At 59.7% G+C, this 19,933-nt stretch carries 17 protein-coding genes; 6 read left to right on the top strand and 11 right to left on the bottom strand.

Annotated features, from left to right (window positions below; genetic code table 11):
* Positions 1–146 precede the first annotated feature (146 nt).
* Both pgi and tal read right to left on the bottom strand, forming a co-directional pair.
* Positions 147–1,676: a glucose-6-phosphate isomerase gene (gene pgi / locus B9Z40_RS11980; protein WP_100173587.1), complete on the bottom strand. Its 1,530-nt coding sequence runs from the start codon at positions 1,674–1,676 to the stop codon at positions 147–149.
* Between the two features lie 3 nt (positions 1,677–1,679).
* Entirely contained in the window at positions 1,680–2,627 is a 948-nt protein-coding gene (gene tal / locus B9Z40_RS11975; protein WP_100173586.1) for a transaldolase, read from the bottom strand.
* Between the two features lie 83 nt (positions 2,628–2,710).
* On the opposite strand from tal, the gene zwf reads away from it, so the two are divergent.
* Both zwf and B9Z40_RS11965 read left to right on the top strand, forming a co-directional pair.
* Positions 2,711–4,174 (top strand): glucose-6-phosphate dehydrogenase, encoded by a 1,464-nt coding sequence (zwf, locus tag B9Z40_RS11970; RefSeq protein ID WP_100173585.1) that lies wholly within the window; start codon positions 2,711–2,713, stop codon positions 4,172–4,174.
* A gap of 15 nt (positions 4,175–4,189) precedes the next feature.
* Positions 4,190–5,035 carry a MurR/RpiR family transcriptional regulator gene (locus tag B9Z40_RS11965; RefSeq protein ID WP_100173584.1) on the top strand — a complete coding sequence of 282 codons (846 nt, stop codon included), beginning with the start codon at positions 4,190–4,192 and terminating at the stop codon, positions 5,033–5,035.
* Between the two features lie 92 nt (positions 5,036–5,127).
* Here the strand turns inward: B9Z40_RS11965 and B9Z40_RS11960 are convergent, their stop codons facing one another.
* The gene (locus tag B9Z40_RS11960; protein ID WP_100173583.1) at positions 5,128–6,558 is read right to left on the bottom strand and encodes a sensor histidine kinase; all 1,431 of its coding nucleotides are present in this window, start codon (positions 6,556–6,558) and stop codon (positions 5,128–5,130) included.
* A complete protein-coding gene (locus B9Z40_RS11955) occupies positions 6,555–7,277 on the bottom strand; it encodes a response regulator transcription factor (protein ID WP_100173582.1) in 723 nt (240 codons plus the stop codon). The genes B9Z40_RS11960 and B9Z40_RS11955 overlap by 4 nt, the downstream gene beginning before the upstream one ends.
* Positions 7,278–7,414: 137 nt before the next feature.
* Between B9Z40_RS11955 and B9Z40_RS11950 the strand changes: the two genes are divergently transcribed.
* The 4 genes from B9Z40_RS11950 (at position 7,415) to B9Z40_RS11935 (ending at position 11,426) form a co-directional block, all read left to right on the top strand.
* Positions 7,415–8,383, top strand: coding sequence for a tripartite tricarboxylate transporter substrate binding protein (locus B9Z40_RS11950; RefSeq protein WP_100173852.1), 969 nt, complete (start codon positions 7,415–7,417; stop codon positions 8,381–8,383).
* Positions 8,380–8,844, top strand: coding sequence for a tripartite tricarboxylate transporter TctB family protein (locus tag B9Z40_RS11945; protein WP_100173581.1), 465 nt, complete (start codon positions 8,380–8,382; stop codon positions 8,842–8,844). Before B9Z40_RS11950 ends, B9Z40_RS11945 begins: the two co-directional genes overlap by 4 nt.
* 12 nt (positions 8,845–8,856) lie before the next feature.
* Positions 8,857–10,353 (top strand): tripartite tricarboxylate transporter permease, encoded by a 1,497-nt coding sequence (locus B9Z40_RS11940; protein ID WP_100173580.1) that lies wholly within the window; start codon positions 8,857–8,859, stop codon positions 10,351–10,353.
* A gap of 71 nt (positions 10,354–10,424) precedes the next feature.
* Positions 10,425–11,426, top strand: coding sequence for a tripartite tricarboxylate transporter substrate binding protein (locus tag B9Z40_RS11935; protein WP_100173851.1), 1,002 nt, complete (start codon positions 10,425–10,427; stop codon positions 11,424–11,426).
* Positions 11,427–11,488: 62 nt separating this feature from the next.
* On the opposite strand, the gene B9Z40_RS11930 is transcribed toward B9Z40_RS11935, so the two are convergent.
* Genes B9Z40_RS11930 through B9Z40_RS11900 form a run of 7 tightly spaced genes read right to left on the bottom strand, consistent with a single transcriptional unit; the run spans position 11,489 to position 19,825 of the window.
* Positions 11,489–12,484, bottom strand: coding sequence for an ABC transporter ATP-binding protein (locus B9Z40_RS11930; protein ID WP_100173850.1), 996 nt, complete (start codon positions 12,482–12,484; stop codon positions 11,489–11,491).
* A gap of 8 nt (positions 12,485–12,492) precedes the next feature.
* The gene (locus tag B9Z40_RS11925) at positions 12,493–13,461 is read right to left on the bottom strand and encodes an ABC transporter ATP-binding protein (RefSeq protein WP_100173579.1); all 969 of its coding nucleotides are present in this window, start codon (positions 13,459–13,461) and stop codon (positions 12,493–12,495) included.
* Positions 13,458–14,369, bottom strand: a complete 912-nt coding sequence (locus B9Z40_RS11920) for an ABC transporter permease (protein WP_100173578.1) — start codon at positions 14,367–14,369, stop codon at positions 13,458–13,460. The genes B9Z40_RS11925 and B9Z40_RS11920 overlap by 4 nt, the downstream gene beginning before the upstream one ends.
* Positions 14,370–14,378: 9 nt before the next feature.
* On the bottom strand, positions 14,379–15,962 hold the full coding sequence (locus B9Z40_RS11915) for an ABC transporter substrate-binding protein (RefSeq protein WP_100173577.1): 1,584 nt from the start codon (positions 15,960–15,962) through the stop codon (positions 14,379–14,381).
* A gap of 43 nt (positions 15,963–16,005) precedes the next feature.
* Entirely contained in the window at positions 16,006–17,244 is a 1,239-nt protein-coding gene (locus B9Z40_RS11910) for a M20 aminoacylase family protein (protein WP_100173576.1), read from the bottom strand.
* A 2-nt stretch (positions 17,245–17,246) separates the two neighbouring features.
* A complete protein-coding gene (locus B9Z40_RS11905) occupies positions 17,247–18,227 on the bottom strand; it encodes an ABC transporter permease (protein ID WP_100173575.1) in 981 nt (326 codons plus the stop codon).
* Entirely contained in the window at positions 18,227–19,825 is a 1,599-nt protein-coding gene (locus tag B9Z40_RS11900; protein ID WP_233204901.1) for an ABC transporter substrate-binding protein, read from the bottom strand. The genes B9Z40_RS11905 and B9Z40_RS11900 overlap by 1 nt, the downstream gene beginning before the upstream one ends.
* Positions 19,826–19,933: the final 108 nt, after the last annotated feature.

The following is a 19,933-nucleotide window of genomic DNA, read 5'->3' as shown; positions in this document are numbered from 1 at the left end:
CCCGTTCACCATGACGGTGATTTCTTTTGTCATGGCAAAAAACCCCAAGGCGGCCTGTTCAATTTATTGGCCGCATTCGGATACTATCAAAATCAAAATTGTTACATAATTTATGATGAATTTATGTATTTTGATATATTTAAAAATTACAAACGCTGCAACAAAGCCGCTGTCGACGCGTCCAAACCGGCCACATTGCCGGAGGCCATGCGGGCGTGAATGTCTTTGGCCAGCACTTTGCCCAATTCCACGCCCCATTGGTCAAAGCTGTTGATGCCCCAAATGGCACCGCTCACGAACACGCGGTGTTCTTGCAAGGCAATGAGCGCGCCCAAACTGCAGGGCGTGAGTTCATCGAGCAGCAAGAAGGTGCTGGGTCGGTTGCCCGGAAAGTGCTTGTGCCCGCCTTCGTCGGTTTGGCCCAACATCAGCGCTTGGGCTTGCGCGATCGCATTGGCCAGCAGCAATTCGTGGTGGCCCTTCAATGTGTGCGTGGGCTTTTTCACGGCAATGAATTCCAGCGGCACGATGTCGCCACCTTGGTGCAGCATCTGAAAATAAGCATGCTGGCCATTCGTGCCCGGCTCGCCCCAGAGCACCGGTGAGGTGGCATAAGCCAATGCTTGGCCCTGTCGGTCTACGCGCTTGCCGTTGCTTTCCATCTCGAGCTGCTGCAAATAGGCTGGCATGCGGCGCAAGGCGCTGTGATACGGCGCAATGGAGCGGCTGGTGTAATGCAAAAAGTTGCGGTACCAAACGTCGAGCAAGCCCATGCGCACAGGCAAATTTTGTTCGAGCGGCGCGGTCTGAAAATGCTGGTCCATGGCGTGCGCTCCGGCCAGCAGGTCATTAAAACCCTGCGCACCGATGGCGATGACCACGGGCAGCCCAATGGCCGACCACAGCGAGTAACGACCTCCCACCCAGTCCCAAAAGCCAAAAGTGGTGGTGATGCCCAACTCGGCCGCCGCCGCCACATGGGTGGTGATAGCCACAAAGTGGCGCGCCACATCGGTGCCGCCTTGTGCTTGGAACCAAGCCAGCGCCGAACGGGCGTTGGTCATGGTGTCGAGGGTCGTCAAGCTTTTGGAAGCGATCAAAAACAGGGTGTTCTCGGTCTTCAGGCCTTTAAGCACCCCCGCCAGTTCATGCCCGTCCACGTTCGACACAAAATGAAAGCGCTTGCCTGGCATCACCAAGTCTTGCAGCGCCAACACCACCATTTGCGGGCCCAAGTCAGACCCTCCAATGCCTATGTTCACCACATCGGTGATCTGCGCATCGCTGCGGATGGTTTCGGCATAGGCCAGCATGGGCTGGAGCGTGGCGTGCACCTGGGCAAGAGGCTTGGCCAATTCACCCGAGAGCGAGCCTTCAGGCTGGCGCAAGAGCCAGTGCATCACGGCGCGGTCTTCGGTGGTGTTGATGTGCTCGCCGCGGAACATGGCGTCGCGGTGCGCGGCCAAGCCCGTCTGGCGGGCCAATTCTTGAAGCAGGGCTTCTGTCGCGGCGTCCACATGGTTTTTCGACAGGTCGGCAAACACCTGCGGCGCGGTCTGGCTCAGCGACTGTGCACGGTGGGCGTCCTGCGCAAAAGCGGTGCGCAAATCAAAACCTTGGGCCTTGGCCGCATGGACCTTCAAGTCTTGCCAAGCCGGGGTTTGGTCACAACGCATGGCTCAGGCTTTCTGCATCAATTCTTCGAGCTTCACGGCATCGGCGCAAAAAGCACGGATGCCCTCGGCCAGCTTCTCGGTGGCCATGGCGTCTTCGTTCAGGGCCAAACGGAAAGTGGCTTCGTTGTAGGCCACGGCAGGCAAGTCCATGGTTTGGGCCGCTTGCGCGTCAAGCGCCAAACCCAGCGGGGCATCGCTGGAAGCGAGTTGGGCCAGGAGCTCGGGGCTGATGGTCAGTAAATCGCAGCCGGCCAGCGCCGTGATTTGCCCGATGTTGCGGAACGACGCGCCCATGACTTCGGTGGCGATGCCGTGCTTTTTGTAGTGGTTAAAAATTGCCCGCACCGACTGCACACCAGGGTCGTTGGCACCGGCCTTGGCCGATTCGTCCCAGGCGGCCCCGGCCGTTTTTTTATACCAGTCGTAGATGCGGCCCACAAAAGGCGAGATGAGTTGCACTTTGGCCTGGCCGCAAGCCACCGCCTGGCAAAACGCAAACAGCAACGTCAGGTTGCAGCGGATGCCTTCGCGCTCGAGCTCGGTGGCGGCCTGAATGCCTTCCCAAGTTGAGGCGATCTTGATCAGCACACGTTCGCGGGCGATGCCTTGCGCTTCATAAAGCGCCATGATGCGGCGCGCACGCGCCAAGGTGGCGGCAGTGTCAAAGCTCAGACGGGCGTCCACTTCGGTCGAGACACGACCTGGAATGGTTTTCAAAATCTCGCAGCCAAAACGCACCAGCAGGTGGTCCATCACCACGTCCAAGGGCTGGCCACGGTGGGCCGCCACGACTTCGGCCAGCAAAGGCGCGTATTCCGGTTTTTGCACGGCCTTCAAAATCAGCGACGGGTTGGTCGTGGCGTCTTGCGGCTGGAACTGGGCCAATTGCTTGAAGTCGCCGGTGTCGGCCACCACAGTGGTGAATTGCTTGAGGGCGTCGAGTTGGTTCATGGCGATGTCTGAAAGTCTGGCTTGAATTATCAGTGAAACAAAGTTACATTTCAAACCATTATTTCATGTAACTCAAGAACAACATGGCTTTTGATTTGGTTTTCTTTGGCGGCACAGGCGATCTGGTCTGGCGCAAACTCATGCCGGCTTTGTTTCAGGCCTACCGCCACGACACCCTGCCCGAGGGCGGCCGCATCATTGGTGTTGGACGTGACGACATGACGGACGCGCAATACCGCGAACAAATCCAATCGCGCTTCAGCCAAGTGGACGGTGACAAGCGCCCCAACCCCGAAGAATTCGCCCGTTTTGCCAGCCTGCTCTGCTACGTGCGCATGGACTTGTCCAAGCCTGAGTCGTATGCCGCACTGGCCAGTCGTCTCGCCGAGCGCGAGACCGACCATGTGGTGATGTATTTGTCCACCGCGCCCAGCCTGTTCACCACCGTGTGTGAACAACTCGCCGCCCACGGCCTGAACACCCCCCAAACCCGCATCGTGCTCGAAAAACCGCTAGGTCACGACCTCGCGTCCAACCGTTCAATCAACGAAGCGGTGGGCAAGGTGTTTAAAGAACAGCAGATCTTCCGTATCGACCATTACCTGGGCAAACCGGCGGTGCAAAACCTGTTCGCCATGCGTTTTGGCAACGCCTTGTTTGAGCCGCTATGGCGGCGCGAGCACATCGCCAACATCCAGATCACCATGGCCGAAGAGCTGGGTGTGGAAAAGCGCGGTGGCTTTTACGAGACCACCGGCGCGCTGCGCGACATGGTGCAAAACCACGCGCTGCAGCTGCTGTGCGCCATCGCCATGGAGCCCCCCATCAACGTCCATGCCGATGCCATTCGCGACGAAAAACTCAAAGTGCTGCGCGCCTTGAAGCGCTGGACACCGGAGACCCTGAACCAGCACGTCATCCGCGGCCAATACAACGCGGGCACCATCGAAGGCCAAGCGGTGCCCGGTTACCGCAACGAACATGGCGTGAATCCGGACAGCAGCACCGAAACCTTTGTAGCCCTGCGCACCGAGATCGCCAATTGGCGCTGGGCAGGCGTGCCTTTTTACATCCGCACCGGCAAACGCATGGCGGCGCGCGAGGCGCACATTGAAATCAACTTCCGACCCACGCCGCACGAAATCTTCAAAAGCCCCATGGGCCACGCCAACAAACTGGTGATCCACCTGCAGCCGAAAGACGGGTTAGAGCTGCACCTTCTGGCACAAGGCCAAAGCAAACGCAACGAAGGCAACGCAGGCGCGACCTTGAGCCCGGTCCACCTCGACTTGGATTTTGACAAACGATTTGGCAGCCAACGCGTGGGTGCTTACGAACGCTTGCTGCTCGATGTGCTGGACGGCCGCCTGAACCTGTTCGTGCGCAGCGACGAACAAGAAGAGGCCTGGCGCTGGGTCGAGCCGATCTTGCAGCACTGGCATAACGACACCATCGGCCCGCGGCCCTATGCCGCAGGCACTTGGGGGCCGAGCGCGTCGAGCGCCATGATTGCGCGAGACGGCTTTTGTTGGTCTGAAGAAATTTAAACCGGAGACACACCCATGCTCGAACGCATCAAAGCCTCCCTGCCCTCCCTGGCCCCGGCAGAGCAACGCGTGGGCAAGCTCGTGCTGGCCGACCCGCGCGCCTTTGCCAACCTGCCCGTCACCGAGTTGGCCGACCGCGCCCATGTGAGCAAACCCACCGTCGTGCGCTTTTGCCGCAGCGTGGGCTATGACGGTCTGTCGGACTTCAAACTCAAGCTGGCAGGCAGCGTCAGCGAGGGTGTGCCCTTCATCCACCGCAGCGTGGATGTGGACGACAAAACCAGCGACATCGCCGTCAAAGTCATCGACAACACCGTCGCCGCGTTTTTGAAGTACCGCAACGACGCCAGCTCTTTCGCGCTGGAACACGCCGCCAAGGCGCTGGTTGCCACCCAAAAAACCAACCGCCGCATCGAGTTTTATGGCGTGGGCAACTCAGGCATCGTGGCACAAGACGCACAGCACAAATTCTTTCGCCTGGGCGTGAATGCCATTGCCTACAGCGATGGCCACATGCAGGTCATGAGCGCGTCCATGCTCAAGCCCGGCGACTGTGCGGTGATCATCTCCAACTCAGGCCGCACCCGCGACCTGATGGACGCCTGCGACATCGCCAAAAGGCAAGGGGCCACAACAATAGTCATCACGGCCAGCGGTTCGCCCTTGGCCAGCGCAGGGCACATCCACCTGACGGCCGACCACCCTGAGGGCTATGACAAATACAGCCCCATGGTCTCGCGCTTGCTGCACCTGCTCATCATCGACATCCTGGCCACGACGGTGGCGCTGCGCATTGGCGAAGAACTTCAACCCAGCCTGCGCGACATGAAGGACAACCTGCGCAGCAAGCGTTACACCTGAAGGTCGTGGCGTGCGGGGCTTTTCGCGACGGGGGCGTCGCTCCTACAGGGAGATTTTTTTTGTGGGAGCCCCGCCCTCGGGGCGATGGGGGTTCAGGCAAGCGGCCAATGCAAACGGATGGCCGTGCCCCGCCCCTCGGCCACAGGGCTTTGCAGGCTGACTTGGGCACCCTGTTGGTTGGCGATTTCCTTCACGATGGCCAAGCCCAAACCGCTGCCGGACACCCCCGAGGGTGCAGCGCGGTAAAAGCGTTCGAACACATGCGCTTGGTGCTCAGCCGCAATACCCGGGCCGTCGTCCACCACCTCGAGCCAAGCTGGGCCCACCCGCACCGTGATGCGCGTGCCCGACGGGCTGTGGTGCATGGCGTTGTCGATCAGGTTGCTCAGCGCTTCGTGCAGCAACAAATCGACACCTTGCACCTCGCTGCGGGCCACTTGCAATTCCAGCCCCAGGTCATCGCCTGACTGGTGGGCGCGCAGCAAATGCTCTTGCGTCACGCGCCTGGCCAAGCCCACCAAATCGACACTTTCTGGGCTGTGCATTTCGCGGGCGTGTTCGACCCGGGTCATGGCCAGCAACTGCTCGGTCAAGCGCACCGCATCGTCGGTGGTTTGACGGGCAGCCGCCATCAAGGCCTTGGCCTGCTCGGGATCGGCATTGCGCTGGGCCAGCGCCAGCTGGGTTTTGAGTGCCGTGAGCGGCGTGCGCAACTGGTGGGCCGCATTGTCCAAAAAGCGTTTGCGGATGTCGATCAAGCGCCCCAAACGGTCCAGATAACTGTTCAAGGTCTCGATCAAGGGGCGCAATTCTCGCGGCAAATCCGGCGGCTGAATGGGCGAAAAATCGTCGTCGCTTTTTTGAGCCAGCTGCTGCCTGAAAGACTCCAAGGGGCGAATGCCGCGTTGCACACCCCACACCACCAGCAAAGCCGCCGCGAGTAACAGCAAACCCTGGCTGCTCAGGGTGTCCCACAAAATGTGTTCAATCAGTTCTTGGCGTGCCTCCATGGTCTCGGCCACGGTGATCTTGATCAAGGGATCGCGCAGGCCGCCCCCTGAGTCCTCTGCATCGGCCTCGACCACATGCGTGAGCTGGGCCAGGCGCACGGGCTGGCTCAGGTATTGGCCATCGTCAAATTGCACCAAGGCGAAAAATTTCACCGCCGCTTGGGCGCGAACGGGGACATCGGGCAAAGCCGCTACGCCTGCCAGCCACTGACCGCCGGGCGTGGTCACTTTGTAAAACAAACGCGACCCTGTATGGTTTTCAAACAAATACCCTGCGGACTGGGTCACATCCAACTGAAGGCTGCCATCGCGCCACTCCAGCTCTTCGGCCAGCGTGCGGGCGGCCAAATACAAGGAGCGGTCATACGCTTCGTTGGCCGCATGCACAGCATTGCCATAACCCACCCAAGCGTTGATGCCAATCAGCCCCGCCAGCGGTAGCAAGATCCAACCGAGCAAGCGCCTGCGCAAAGAGGTGGCTGAACGCACCAAAACCTGTGGGGCCTCACTCATGAAGGCGTGGCCTCTTGCGGTTTCAAAGGCTGGGTCAACATGTACCCCATGCCGCGAAAGGTGGTGATCGCCACGTCGGTCGAAGCACCCGTGGCCAGCGCGGCCGATTCGAGTTTTTTGCGCAACCGGTAAATGAGCACTTCCACCGCGTCAAGCCCGGCAGCCTCGTCGGCAAACACCTCGGTGTGCAGCTGCTCTTTGCTCACCGTGCGCTGGGGCGAAGCCAGCAGCACACGCAGCGCCGCGGCTTCGCGTTGGGTCAGTGCCAGCGGCTGCCCGTGCAACTGCACCTCGCCAGTGCCCGGCTGCATCTCGAGCGGCCCCCAACGTAAAGCGGTGGTTTTAGCGCGGCCATGGCGGCGCAGCAAAACCTGTAATCGGGCTTCGAGTTCGCTCAAATCAAAGGGCTTGGGCAAATAATCGTCCGCCCCCATGTTCAGGCCCAACACCCGGTCGGGCACCGTGGCCCTCGCCGTCAAAATCAGCACCGGCACCGCATCGCCCCGCGCACGCAAGGCTTGCAAAACGCTCAGGCCGTCTTGCCCTGGCAATTGCAAATCGAGCAAAACCGCATCAAAGCCATGGCCTGCCTGCAGGCAACGGTCGGCCGCATGGCCATCGGTGGCAAATTCGACCGACATGCCGCCTTGGCGCAAGGCTGTGCCCAACCACAGGGCAATATCGGGCGTGTCTTCCACCAACAAGATGCGGGGCTTCATGGGGTGTTTAGGGTATTCACTGAACAGAATTGACAGCTGTTTGACAGGTTGGCGCCAAGTGACGCAGCAAAATCTGTGAATCTGCAAGTGGCATGCGCCCGGCAGAACTGTTTTTCATTTTTACACAGGAGACCCGCATGAGCCTTTCCAAACGCGACTTTCTGGCCCTCGGCGCTGCCGCTGGTGCATCCATGGCCCTGCCCGCTTGGGCGCAACCCCTGATTGCCAGCCTCAACATGTTCGTGCCCGCAGCCCCCGGCGGCGGCTGGGACGGCACCGCCCGCGCCATCGAGCGCGCAGCCAAAGCGGCGGGCTTGGTGGGCAACATGCAATTTGAAAACGTCGGCGGTGCTGGCGGCATGGTCGGGCTGCCCCGTTACGTGAACCAGCGCAAAGGCCAGGGCAACAGCCTGATGGTGGGCGGCTCGGTCATGATCGGCGCGGGCATCGCCAACAAGAGCCCCGTGACCATCAAGGACGTGACCCCGATTGCCCGCCTGACCGAGGAAGCAGGCGTCATCGTGGTGCCCGCCAACGGCAAGATCAAAACCTGGAAAGACCTGGAAGCCGCCATCAAGGCCAACCCCAAAGCGGTCTCGGTCGCAGGCGGCAGCGCTGGCGGCACCGACCACTTGATTTTGGGCATGCTGATCAAAGCTTTGGGTAAGAACCCCCGCGAAGCCGCTTATGTGGCGTTTGCTGGTGGCGGCCCCGCCAACGCGGCCATTTTGGGTGGTCAAGTGACCGCCGGCATCTCGGGCTACTCCGAATTCGAAGAGCAAATCAAGGCGGGCCGCATGATCCCGCTGGCCGTGTCCGGCAAGCGCCGCATTCCGGGTGTGAGCGTGCCCACCTTGACCGAATTGAGCATCAACGTGACCGAATCCAACTGGCGCGGTGTGTTTGCACCTCCCGGCATTTCGGCTGCTCAGCGCGACGCCATGATCGACTTCGTGACCAAACTCAACGCTTCGCCACAGTGGAAGCAAGAATTGGAAACCCGCAAGTGGACCGACGCCTTCATGACAGAGCGCCCCTTTGAGCGCGACTTGGCCAAAGACATCGAAGAAAAAATCGTTCTGATGAAAGAGCTGGGCCTGGCATGACGCCGCTTCGCGTTGCCCTTTTGCTGCTCGCCCTTTGTGGGGTGGCCGCTTGGCAGGTCACGGTCATTCCTGAATCTTTGATGCAGATGACCGTGGGCCCCGTGCTGGCACCGGGTGTGATCGTGGGTGCGCTCAGCGTTTTTGCCGTGCTCTACGGCATCAGCGCCTGGCGTGGCCAACAAACCGACGAGAGCCAAGCACCTGACCAATCTGCCCTGCCTGGCGCCAACCAGCGCATGCTCAGCTTGTTGGGCGGCGGTGTGGCGTTCGTCGCGCTGGTCATTCCGCTGGGTTTTGTCATCCCCGGCACCTTGTGCGGCATGGGAGTGGCCCGTGCGTTTGATGCACCGCTGAACCTCAAGTCAGCGCTCGTCTGCGGCGGCATTGCCAGCACTTTCTGGTTTGTGTTTGCCCAGTTGCTGGGTGTGGGCCTAGGCCCAGCACTGCCCTGGTTGATTTAGATCGGATTTTCCATGGAAGCTTTTGACGCCCTGATGGGTGGCTTTGCCATTGCCTTGCAACCCACCACCTTGATGTGGGGCTTCGTGGGCTGCTTTGTCGGCACACTGGTGGGCGTATTGCCCGGCATTGGCCCGGCGCTGACCATCGCCTTGCTGCTGCCCCTGACCTACCATGTGCCCGCCACCAGCATGTTCGTCATGTTCGCTGGCATTTATTACGGCGCGGCGTATGGGGGTTCGACCACCTCCATCTTGCTCAACACCCCCGGTGAATCGGCGGCAGTGGTCACCGCGCTCGAAGGCAACAAAATGGCCCGCAAAGGCCGTGCTGGCCAAGCGCTGGCCACCGCGGCCATCGGCAGTTTTGTGGCGGGCACCATCGGCACGCTGGCCCTGACTTTTGTCGCCCCTTGGGTGGTCGAAGCCGCACTGGCCTTTGGCCCGGCCGAATACTTCAGCCTCATGGTTTTGTCTGTCGTTGCCGTGTCGGCTGTACTGGGCAACTCCATGCTGCGCGGCCTGGTCGCGCTGGGCCTGGGCTTGCTTTTGGGCATGGTGGGTGTGGACTTGCAAACGGGGCAACCCCGCTTCACTTTTGGCCGACCTGAACTGCTCGACGGCATTGAAGTGACGGTGGCTGCCGTGGGCTTGTTTGCCGTGGGCGAAGCGCTTTACCTAGCATGGCAAGGCCGAGAAACCAAAACAGGCGAAGTCATGAAGTTGTCGGGCAGCCTGTGGATGAGCAAACAAGACTGGGCCCGCTCCTGGAAGCCTTGGTTCCGTGGCGCATTCTTTGGTTTCCCGATCGGTGCCATGCCTGCAGGCGGGGCCGAGTTGCCCACCCTGCTGTCGTATTACACCGAGAAAAAACTCTCCAAGCACCCTGAAGAATTTGGCCACGGCGCCATCGAAGGTGTGGCAGGGCCTGAGGCCGCCAACAACGCCGCGGCTGCGGGTGTGCTGATGCCTTTGCTCACTTTGGGCATCCCCACCTCGGCCACGGCGGCCATCATGCTGTCGGCTTTTGAAGGCTATGGCATTCAGACCGGCCCGCAGCTCTTCAGCCAACAAGGCAGCCTGGTGTGGACGCTGATCGCCAGCCTGTACATTGGCAACGTGATCTTGCTGGTGCTCAACTTGCCGCTGGTGAGCCTGTGGGTGAAGCTCTTGAAAATACCGCCACCTTGGCTCTACGCCGGCATCATCGTCATCTCCACCGCTGGTGTTTACGGCGCAGGCAACTCGGTGTTCAACGTGGGCTTGCTGTTTGTCTTTGGCTTGCTGGGTTACATCATGCGACGCTTTGACTTTCCGGCCGCCCCGCTCATCGTGGGCTTGATTTTGGCCCCGCTGGGCGAGCAATCCATGCGCCAAGCACTGACCATCAGCCAGGGCGAGTGGTCGACCTTTTTCACACGGCCACTGGCCGGGAGCTTGATGGCCGTGGCGGCTTTGCTGTTGATCGTGCCCGCCCTTTGGAAACAATGGCAATCGCGCAGTTCGCGCTGATCAGGACTTACCCTCTGCACGTCTGGCCCAGTTTGAATTAAATTCAGCTCTTTGTTTTTTTAATGGTTTTCATGAGCACTTTCGACGACCCTTCCATCCCTCGGCGCGACTACCTCAAATGGATGGGCGCAGCCGGATTGGCCGCTACAGGCATCAATGGCCATGCCCAATCCGCTTGGCCCAGCAAGCCCATCCGCTGGATCGTGCCCTTTGCCCCAGGCGGCACCTCCAGCATCGTGGCGCGGACCATTGCCACCGAGTTGACCAAACAGATGGGCGTGTCCTTCATCATCGACAACAAAGGCGGTGGCGGTGGCGTCCCTGCCATGCAAGAGATGATGCGTACCCCGGCCGATGGTTACACCATTGTGATGAGCCACATTGGCCTCATGGCGGTCAACCCGATCATCTACCCCGACAGCGGCTACGACGTGAACAAGGACTTTGTGCCCGTCACCCTGCTGTCTCGCGTGCCCAGTCTGTTTGTGGTGCACAAAGACGTCCCGGTGACCGATCTCAAATCGCTGATCGCCTATGCCAAGTCGCGTCCAGGTCAACTGAACTACGCCTCGGCCGGCAACGCCAGCGCTGGTCACTTGGCCATGGAAGCGCTGAAGCTGGCCACGGGCATGTTTGTCACCCACATCCCCTACCGCGGCACTGGCCCGGCACTCAACGACGTGCTGGCGGGTCGCATTCAATTGCTCTCGGCAGGCACTCCGGCCTTGCTGCCCCACATCAAGAGCGGCACCCTGCGCTGCTTGGCCACCGGAACCACCGAGCGAATTCCAGTCTTGCCCGATGTGCCCACCGTGGCCGAATTCGGTTTCAAAGATTTTGAAACCGTTCAGTGGTATGGCATCCATGCCCGCGCCGGTACACCGCCCGAGATTATCCAGAAGCTGCAACAAGAGTGCGCCAAGGTCATGAAATCACCCGAAGTCATGGCCAAGTACGCCGCCGAGAGCGCCATCCCCGGTGGCGGCTCGCCGAACGAGTACGCTGCGTTCGTAGCCAAAGAACAAGCGCGCTGGAAAGAAGTGGTCATCAAGGGTCAGATCAAGCCCGGTTGATTTGTCCCAATCCCATTGGGGTTGGCATCAGCATGTGCGTCCAAATGACGCACATGCGCCCGTCACACCACCGCGTGACAAGCGATCTTGATGCCTTTGAAGTCACGCAACGGTGGTCGCTCTGCCCGGCAGATGTCAGTCGCTTGCGGGCAACGAGGGTGGAAAGTGCAGCCGCTCGGCGGGTTGAGCGGGTTGGGCACCTCGCCTTGTACCGGGGTGCGTGCACGGCCCGTGTCGTGCATCTTCGGAATCGCATCCAGCAGCATCTTGGTGTACGGGTGCTGCGGGTTGGCAAACAGCGTGTGTTTGTCGGCCAGCTCGACCAGTCGGCCCAAATACATCACCCCCACTTGGTCGCTCACATGGCGCACCACGGCCAGGTTGTGGCTGATGAACAAATACGTCAGGCCCCGCTCGCGCTGCAGGTCTTTCATGATGTTGAGCACCTGGGCCTGCACGCTCACATCGAGTGCCGAGGTCGGCTCGTCACACACCAAAAACTCGGGCGCTGTGGCCAAGGCGCGTGCAATCGAGATGCGCTGACGCTGCCCACCTGAGAACTGGTGGGGGTACTTGACCATGTCCAGGGGCGACAAGCCCACCGATTGGAGCAACTCGGCCACGCGGGCTTTGAGCTCTTCGGCGTCGCTGATCAAGCCGTGTTCTTTGAGCGGCTCGCCAATGATGTCGTCCACCGTCCAGCGGGGGTTCAGGCTGGCATAGGGGTCTTGGAAAATCATTTGGATGCGCTGGCGCATGGCCTTGGCATCGTTCGATTTGAAAGCGGCGTGGGCGTCTTGTCCGTCAAAGGTCAAGCCGCCGCGTGTGGGCTCGTAAAGTCCCACCAGCAAGCGGGCCACGGTGCTTTTGCCACAACCGGACTCGCCCACCAAGGCGAGTGTTTTACCGCGTTCAATTTCAAAACTCACGCCGTCCACGGCGTTGAGCATTTGGCGCGGTTTGCGCTCGATCACGCGGTTGAGCCACGGGGCCGACACGTCGAAGGTTTTGGCCAAGTCGTGCGCGACGACCAGAGGCTGGGGTTTGGCGTTCGTCATGTTGTCGTTCATGCGGCGCTCCCATCGTGCAGCCAGCAAGCCGCTTGATTGGCCCCTGCGTTGACCAACTCGGGTCGGTCTTGGCGGCAGCGGTCAAAGGCTTGGGGGCAGCGCGGGTTGAAGGCACAGCCTTGCGGGATGGCGTTCAGGCGCGGCATGGCCCCGTCAATCTGGTTCAGGCGTTCGCGGTCACTGTCCATGTCGGGAATCGAGGCCATCAGGCCTGCGGTGTAAGGGTGCGCGGGGTGGTTGATGACCTCGTGCACCGGGCCAATTTCGGCCACGCGCCCGGCATACAGCACAGCCACACGGTCACAGGTTTCGGCGATCACACCCATGTCGTGTGTGATCAGCATGACGGCAGCGCCTCGGTCTTTGCAGACCTTTTTGAGCAAGCTGATGATCTGCGCTTGGATCGACACATCGAGCGCGGTGGTCGGCTCGTCGGCCACGATGAGTTGCGGCTCAGCAGCCAAAGCCAGCGCGATCACGACGCGCTGGCGCATGCCGCCCGAAAACTGGTGGGGGTAATGGTCAATGCGCTCTTCGGCGGCCGAAATGCCAGTGTCCTTGAGCAGCTGTATGGCGCGTTGGCGTGCTTCTTGGGGCGTCACAGGCAGGTGAGCCAAGATGGTTTCGGTCAGCTGCCGCCCGATGGAATAGAGGGGGTTCAGTGAAGTGAGCGGGTCTTGGAAAATCGCGCCAATCTTGCGGCCCCGGATGTGGCGCATCTGGTCGGCGTTCAGGTGGTCAATGCGTTGACCTTCCAAGAGAATTTGCCCACTGGCAATGCGCCCTGGCGGCTCCAGCAAGCCAATGATGGCCGCGCCCGTGAGCGACTTGCCCGCACCCGACTCACCCACCACACCCAAAATTTCGCCGGGCGCGATGTCAAAAGAAATATCGTCCAATGCACGCAAGGTGCCGTGGCGGCTGGGGAACTCCACCACCAAATTTTTGACTTGTAAAAGGCTCATCGCAATCTCGGATTCAGCGCATCGCGCAACCAGTCACCCAACAAATTGACCGACAGGGCGATCAGCACCAGCATCAGCCCCGGAAAAATCGTGATCCACCACTCGCCCGAAAACAAATAGTCATTGCCCACCCGAATCAGGGTGCCCAGCGAAGGCGATGTGGGCGGCGCACCCACACCCAAAAACGACAGGGTGGCTTCGGTGATGATGGCCGTGGCCACCTGGATGGTGGCCAGCACCATGACCGGGCCCAACACGTTGGGCAGCACATGCTTGACCATGATGCGCAAAGAGCTCACACCCGTTACCCGTGCGGCCTGCACGTATTCTTTGTTTCGCTCCACCAAAGTGGTGCCACGCACCGTGCGGGCATATTGCACCCAACCCGTGAGCGAGATCGAAATGATCAGCACGCCAAAGGCGAGCGATTCGTTGGCATTGGGGAACAAAGCACGCCCCACACCCGCAATCAGCAAGGCCACCAAAATGGGCGGAAAGGACAGCATCACATCGCACAAGCGCATGAGCAAAGCGTCAAGCCAACCACCCCGAAAACCTGCCAACAGGCCCATGGCCACGCCAAAGGCCACCGACAACATGACCGAAGCCAAACCCACCACCAAAGAAATGCGTGAACCGTAAATCAGGGCCGACAAAATGTCGCGCCCCTGATCGTCGGTGCCCAACAGGAACTTGGTGGTGCCACCTTCCAGCCACGATGGCGGCAAGCGGGCATCGCTCAACTCCAAGGTGGCCAGATCAAACGGATTGGTAGGCGAGACCCACCCGGCAAAGACCGAACAAAAAAGGCAGACGAAGGCGATGCCAGCCGCCACCATCGCCGTGGGCGTCTGGCGGAAGCTGTAACCGACGTCGCTGTGCCACCATCGTTGCCAAGTGGATTGCATGTTCACGCCTTAAGGTTTGACGGTGATGAATTTCCAGGCCATGCCGTTGTCTGGAAATTGCACCAACTCGATGTTTTTCTTGGCTGCCCAGTTCAGCGCTTGCTGGTGCAAAGGCAGGTGACCCACGTCGTCCTGGTGGATCTTCATGGCTTCGCGGATCATCTCGTTGCGCTTTTTCTGGTCGGTTTCAGAAGCGACTTTGTCGGTCAACTCGTCCACTTTGGGGTTGCTGTAAGCACCCAAGTTGAACTGGCCACGACCGCCTTCACCGGGTGTCGACAAGATGGGGTACATCACGTTGTGTGCGTCCACCGTGCTGGCGGTCCAACCCAACATATAAAAGCTGGTGTTGCGGCTCAGGATTTTGGGGAAGTAAGTGCCCTTGGTCTCGGCTTCCAAAATGATCTTGACGCCCACTTTGGCCAAGTTGGCGGCCACGGCCTGGCAAATTTCTGCGTCGTTGACATAACGGTCGTTCGGGCAGTTCATCTTGACTTCAAAACCGTTGGGGTAGCCCGCTTCGGCCAACAGCTTCTTGGAGGCTTCGATGTCAAAGGGCAAGCGCTTGGCCAGGTCAGCGGGGAAACCATTGACCTGTGGCGGGAACATCACGGCCAAAGGTGTGGCCGCACCGCGCATCACACGGCTCTTGATGGTGTCGATGTCAATGGCTTGGTAGAAAGCTTTGCGGACACGGATGTCTTTGAAGGGGTTCTTGCCCTTCACGTTGGAATACAACAGTTCGTCACGCTTTTGGTCCATGCCCAAAAAGATGGCGCGCAATTCGGGGCCTTGCAGCACCTTGAGTTTGTCGTTGGCTTTCAGGCGCTCCACGTCTTGGACTGGCACGGGCTCCATCACATCGAGCTCGCCCGACATCATGGCCGCCACGCGGGTGGCGTCGTTGCCAATCACCGAGTAAACGACTTCTTCAACGTTGCCAGTGACCTTGCCCCAATAATTGTTGTTGCGTACAAATCGGGTTTGCACGTTGGGCTGGCGTTCTTTGACCATGAACGGGCCTGTGCCGTTGGCACGGAAAGACGCCGCATTTTCGATGCCTTTGCGGCGGTCCACGGGCTTGGTGGCCTGGTTGTCTTCGCACCACTTTTTGCTCATGATGGCCCAGTGCGTGATCAACTCGGGCACGATGGGGAAAGGCGCAATGGTGACGATGTCGATCGTGTGGTCGTTGATTTTTTTGATCTCTTTGAACTGGCCCACATAGCTCTTCATGTCGGAGCCATCGCCCTTGGCGCGTTCGTAGCTGAAGATCACGTCATCGGCAGTGAAGGGCGTGCCGTCTTGGAATTTGACACCCTTGCGCAGCTCAAAACGCCAAACGGTCGGTGCGGTTTGCTTCCAGCTGGTGGCCAGCAAAGGCGCGAGTTTGTAATTGGCATCGCGCGTGACCAAGGTCTCGTAGACGTTTTCAACCACCGAAATTTGCAGTGACTCGTTGAGCGAGTGCGGGTCCATCGACAAGGCATCGCCTTGGTTGCCCACACGCAGTGTCACAGCCGAAGCCGAAACCGCTGTCAGGGCCAGCGCAGCAGCCAGAGTGGCCACCAGAGGATTGAGTTTGAAAGCCATGGATATCTCCTTGTTGAATGAACTCACTGAATCGAACCAAAAATCATGTGTTTTGCAAGGGCAGCGCCTGCTCCACCAAACTGGCGTGCAGTGCCGCGCCGAGCGGCAAGATCTCGTCGTTGAAGTCGTACCGACTGTTGTGCAGCGGGTGCGGCCCCGGGCCGTGCGGCAAACCTTGGCCAATGCGAATGTACGCACCGGGCACAGCCTGCAGCATGAAAGAAAAGTCTTCGCCGCCCATGCTGGGCATCATGTTGCGCCAAACCTTGTCCTCGCCCACCAAGGTGGCCGCTACGTCGCAGGCAAAGTGCGCCTCGCGCACGGTGTTGACGGTGGCGGGATAGGTACGTTCATAGTGCAACTCGGCCGATGCACCAAAGCCTTGGGCAATGCCAGTGCACAAAGAACGCAAGCGCTCTTCGATCTGGTCTTGCACGCTTTCGCTGTAAGTGCGTACCGTACCCACCAACGTCACCTCGCCGGGAATCACGCTCATTGCGCCATGGTTGCCGCCCTGCATGGAGCAAATGCTGACCACCGCTTGGTCAAAGGCCGACAGGTTGCGTGCCACCACGCTTTGTGCGGCCGTGATGATGTGGCCTGCCACCAACACCGGGTCAATGGCTTGGTGCGGGCGTGCGCCGTGGCCGCCTTTGCCGCGGATGTGGATTTCGATTCGGTCTACGGCCGCTTGCATGGGGCCAGGGGTGATGCCGATCACGCCCAAAGGCGTCTCGGGTGAGTTGTGCTGGGCAAAGACCTGCTCGCACGGGAAGCGCTCAAACAGGCCGTCTTGCATCATGGCGCGTGCGCCTGCATAGCCTTCTTCGCCCGGCTGAAAAATCAGCACAGCTGTGCCGTCAAAGCGGCGGGTTTCGGCCAAATAGCGTGCTGCGCCCATGAGCATGGCGGTGTGGCCGTCATGGCCGCAGCCGTGCATGAGACCGGGCGTGCCTGATTTCCAAGTGCACTCGTTGTACTCGGTCAGCGGCAGTGCGTCCATGTCTGCGCGCAGGCCGATCATGCGGCCCGGGTTGCTGGCCGAGCGACCCTGGCCGTGCACCAAAGCCACCACGCCTGTTTTGCCGATGCCGGTGTGGATGCTGTCCACGCCGCACACCTGCAGCATTTCAGCCACTCGGCGTGCGGTGTAGACCTCTTCAAAGCCCAGCTCGGGGTGGGCATGCAGGTCGCGTCGAAAAGCCGTGAGCTCGGGATGGAACTGCGCAATGCGCGCAAACGCCGCGCCCCGCCCCAAAACCGATTGCAAAGAAGCGCCCATGCTCAATGTCCCCCAGGCTTGCCCACGCGCAGGCGGGGGTCAACCACAAAATAAAGCAAATCCACGATCAGGTTGATGACCACGAAGATCAACGCAATCAGGCACAGGTAGGCGGCCATGACCGGAATGTCGGCAAAGGTAACGGCTTGGATGAACAGCAAACCCATGCCGGGCCACTGGAACACCGTCTCGGTGATGATGGCAAAAGCGATCAAACCGCCCAGTTGCAAACCGGTGATGGTGAGCACCGGCACCAAGGTGTTTTTGAGCGCATGCCCAAAGTGGATGGCCCGGTTGGACAATCCCCGAGCACGGGCGAACTTGATGTAGTCGGTGCGCAGCACCTCCAGCATTTCGGCCCGCACCAGTCGCATGATGAGGGTCAGCTGAAAAATCGCCAACGTCACGGCGGGCAGCACGATGTGGTGCCAACCCTTGGCCGTGAGCAAACCACTGGACCACCAGCCCATTTGCACCACCTGGCCTCGACCAAAGCTGGGGAACCAGCCGAGCATCACGGCGAACACCAAAATCAGCAAAATACCGATCAAGAACGTGGGCAGCGACACCCCCAGCAGCGACACCGTCATGATGAATTGGCTGGCCCAAGTGCCCCGGCGCAGCGCCGCATACACACCCATGGGGATGCCAATGGCCAAGGACAAAGTGGCGGCCACCAGCGCCAGCTCCAGCGTGGCGGGCAAGCGTTCGGCAATCAGGCGCGAGACTTTGGTGCCTTGGCGCAGGCTCAGGCCAAACTCACCTTGCACCGCGTTGGACAAAAAGTGCCAAAACTGCACAAAGAAAGGCTGGTCCAGGCCCAAGCCTTCGCGCAACTCCTTGATCTGATCGGGCGTCGCGTCTTGTCCCAGCAAAAAGACAACAGGGTCGCCCACGTACTGAAACAACAAAAAAGCAATGAAGGCCACCGTGACCATGACGACCACGGCTTGGATCAGCCGTTGCAAAATAAAAGCGAACATCAATTGACCTTGATCAGAGCCCAGTCGAGCCGGTTATCGGCGCGGTGCACCAAGTCGATGTTTTTCTTCATGGCCCAAGGAATCACTTGGTTGTGCAGCGGAATGTGCGCCACGGTGTCGTTTTGCAGCTGCAGGCCTTCGGTCAGCAAGCGGTTGCGCACGGGCAAGTCGGTCTCGGTCTTCACCCGGTCAACGATGTAGTCCATGCGGGTGTTGCTGTAACGGCCCACGTTGTAGTTGCCGTCACCACCAGAACCGACCGAACGCACCAGTGATTGCAGGCTGTACAGGCCGTCAAAAGTGGGCACGCCCCAGCCCAGCATGTAGATGCTGGCTTCGTAGCGCTGAATCATTGGGAAATAAGTGACCAAAGGCAAGGTGCGCAGCTTGGCTTTGACACCCACTTTGGCCCACATGGCCGTGATGGCCTGGCAGATTTCTTCGTCGTTGATGTAGCGGTTGTTGGGGCAAGCAAAGTCCACCTCGAAGCCTTGCGGGTAACCTGCTTCGGCCAACAGCTTTTTCGCATCGTCTTGCGAATAAGCAAAACGCTTGTTCACCCCTTCGGTCCAACCATTGACTTGCTGAGAGACCAAGGCCCCGGTAGGTTGAGACAGTCCGCGCATGGTCACGCGCTGGAGGGTGTCGATGTCAATCGCTTGGTAAAGCGCTTTGCGCACTTTCACGTCTTTGAGCGGGTTTTTGCCTTTGACATTGGAGCCTGGCAATTCGTTTCGGAACTGGTCGAGCCCCAAGAAGATGGTGCGGTTTTCCACGCCATCGATGACTTTCAGGTTGGCATTGCTGCGCATGCGGCCCAAGTCTTGCGGGCTGGGGTCAAGCACAAAGTCGATCTCACCCGACAACAAGGCGGCCGCGCGGGTGGCTTCGTTTTTGATGGGGGTGTAAATCACTTCGGTCACGTTGCTCGGCGCATCGGCCCAACCCCACCAATTGGGGTTTTTCACCAGCACCAGCTTTTGGTCGGGTTGCCACTCTTTGACCATGAAGGCACCGCTGCCCATGGCGTTGCGGTGGGCAAAAGTTTCGTCCTGGGTCTTGCCGTCTTTGGGTTCAAGTGACTTGTTTTTCTCGGCCCAGGCCTTGCTCATGATGCGCAGCTCGGTCAGCTGGTTCAGCAGCACCGGGTTGGGGCCACTCAAGACGATGTCCACTGTGTTGGCATCGACTTTGACGACCTTGCTGAAACCCTGGGTGTAAACGTTGAAGTTTGAGGTTTTGGCGCGCGCGCGTTCCAAAGAAAACACCACATCGTCGGCCGTCAAGGCCGAGCCATCGCTGAATTTGACGCCTTTGCGCAAATTGAAACGGTATTGCGTGGCCGACATTTCTTTCCATGACGTCGCCAGTTTGGGCTCAACCTTGAAAGTCTTGCTGTTGTAGTACACCAGCGAGTCAAAAATGGCCGCGTGCACCCCGTTGCCCAAAGCGTTGTTTTGCGAATGGATGTCCAGCGTGGGAATGTCGCTGGCGCTGGACCATTTGAAGGGCTTGGCCTGAACACCCGCAGCAGCAAGCAAACCCACCAAACCCCATGAAAGGGTCAAAGCGGTCGAACGGACAGTTGAGTGGCGCATGTATTTCATCAAAATTTCCCGGTCAAGGTTTTTGCCGTATCAAGGTCAACACTATGCAACATTCAGACCCGTCTCGGGGAGAGGGAATTCCCCCAAATCGGGTGTCGC

Source organism: Limnohabitans sp. 15K, from assembly GCF_002778285.1.
GTDB lineage: Bacteria > Pseudomonadota > Gammaproteobacteria > Burkholderiales > Burkholderiaceae_C > Limnohabitans_A.
The sequence above is the reverse complement of the archived record's forward strand: the minus strand, read 5'-3'. Positions and strand labels throughout refer to the sequence as shown.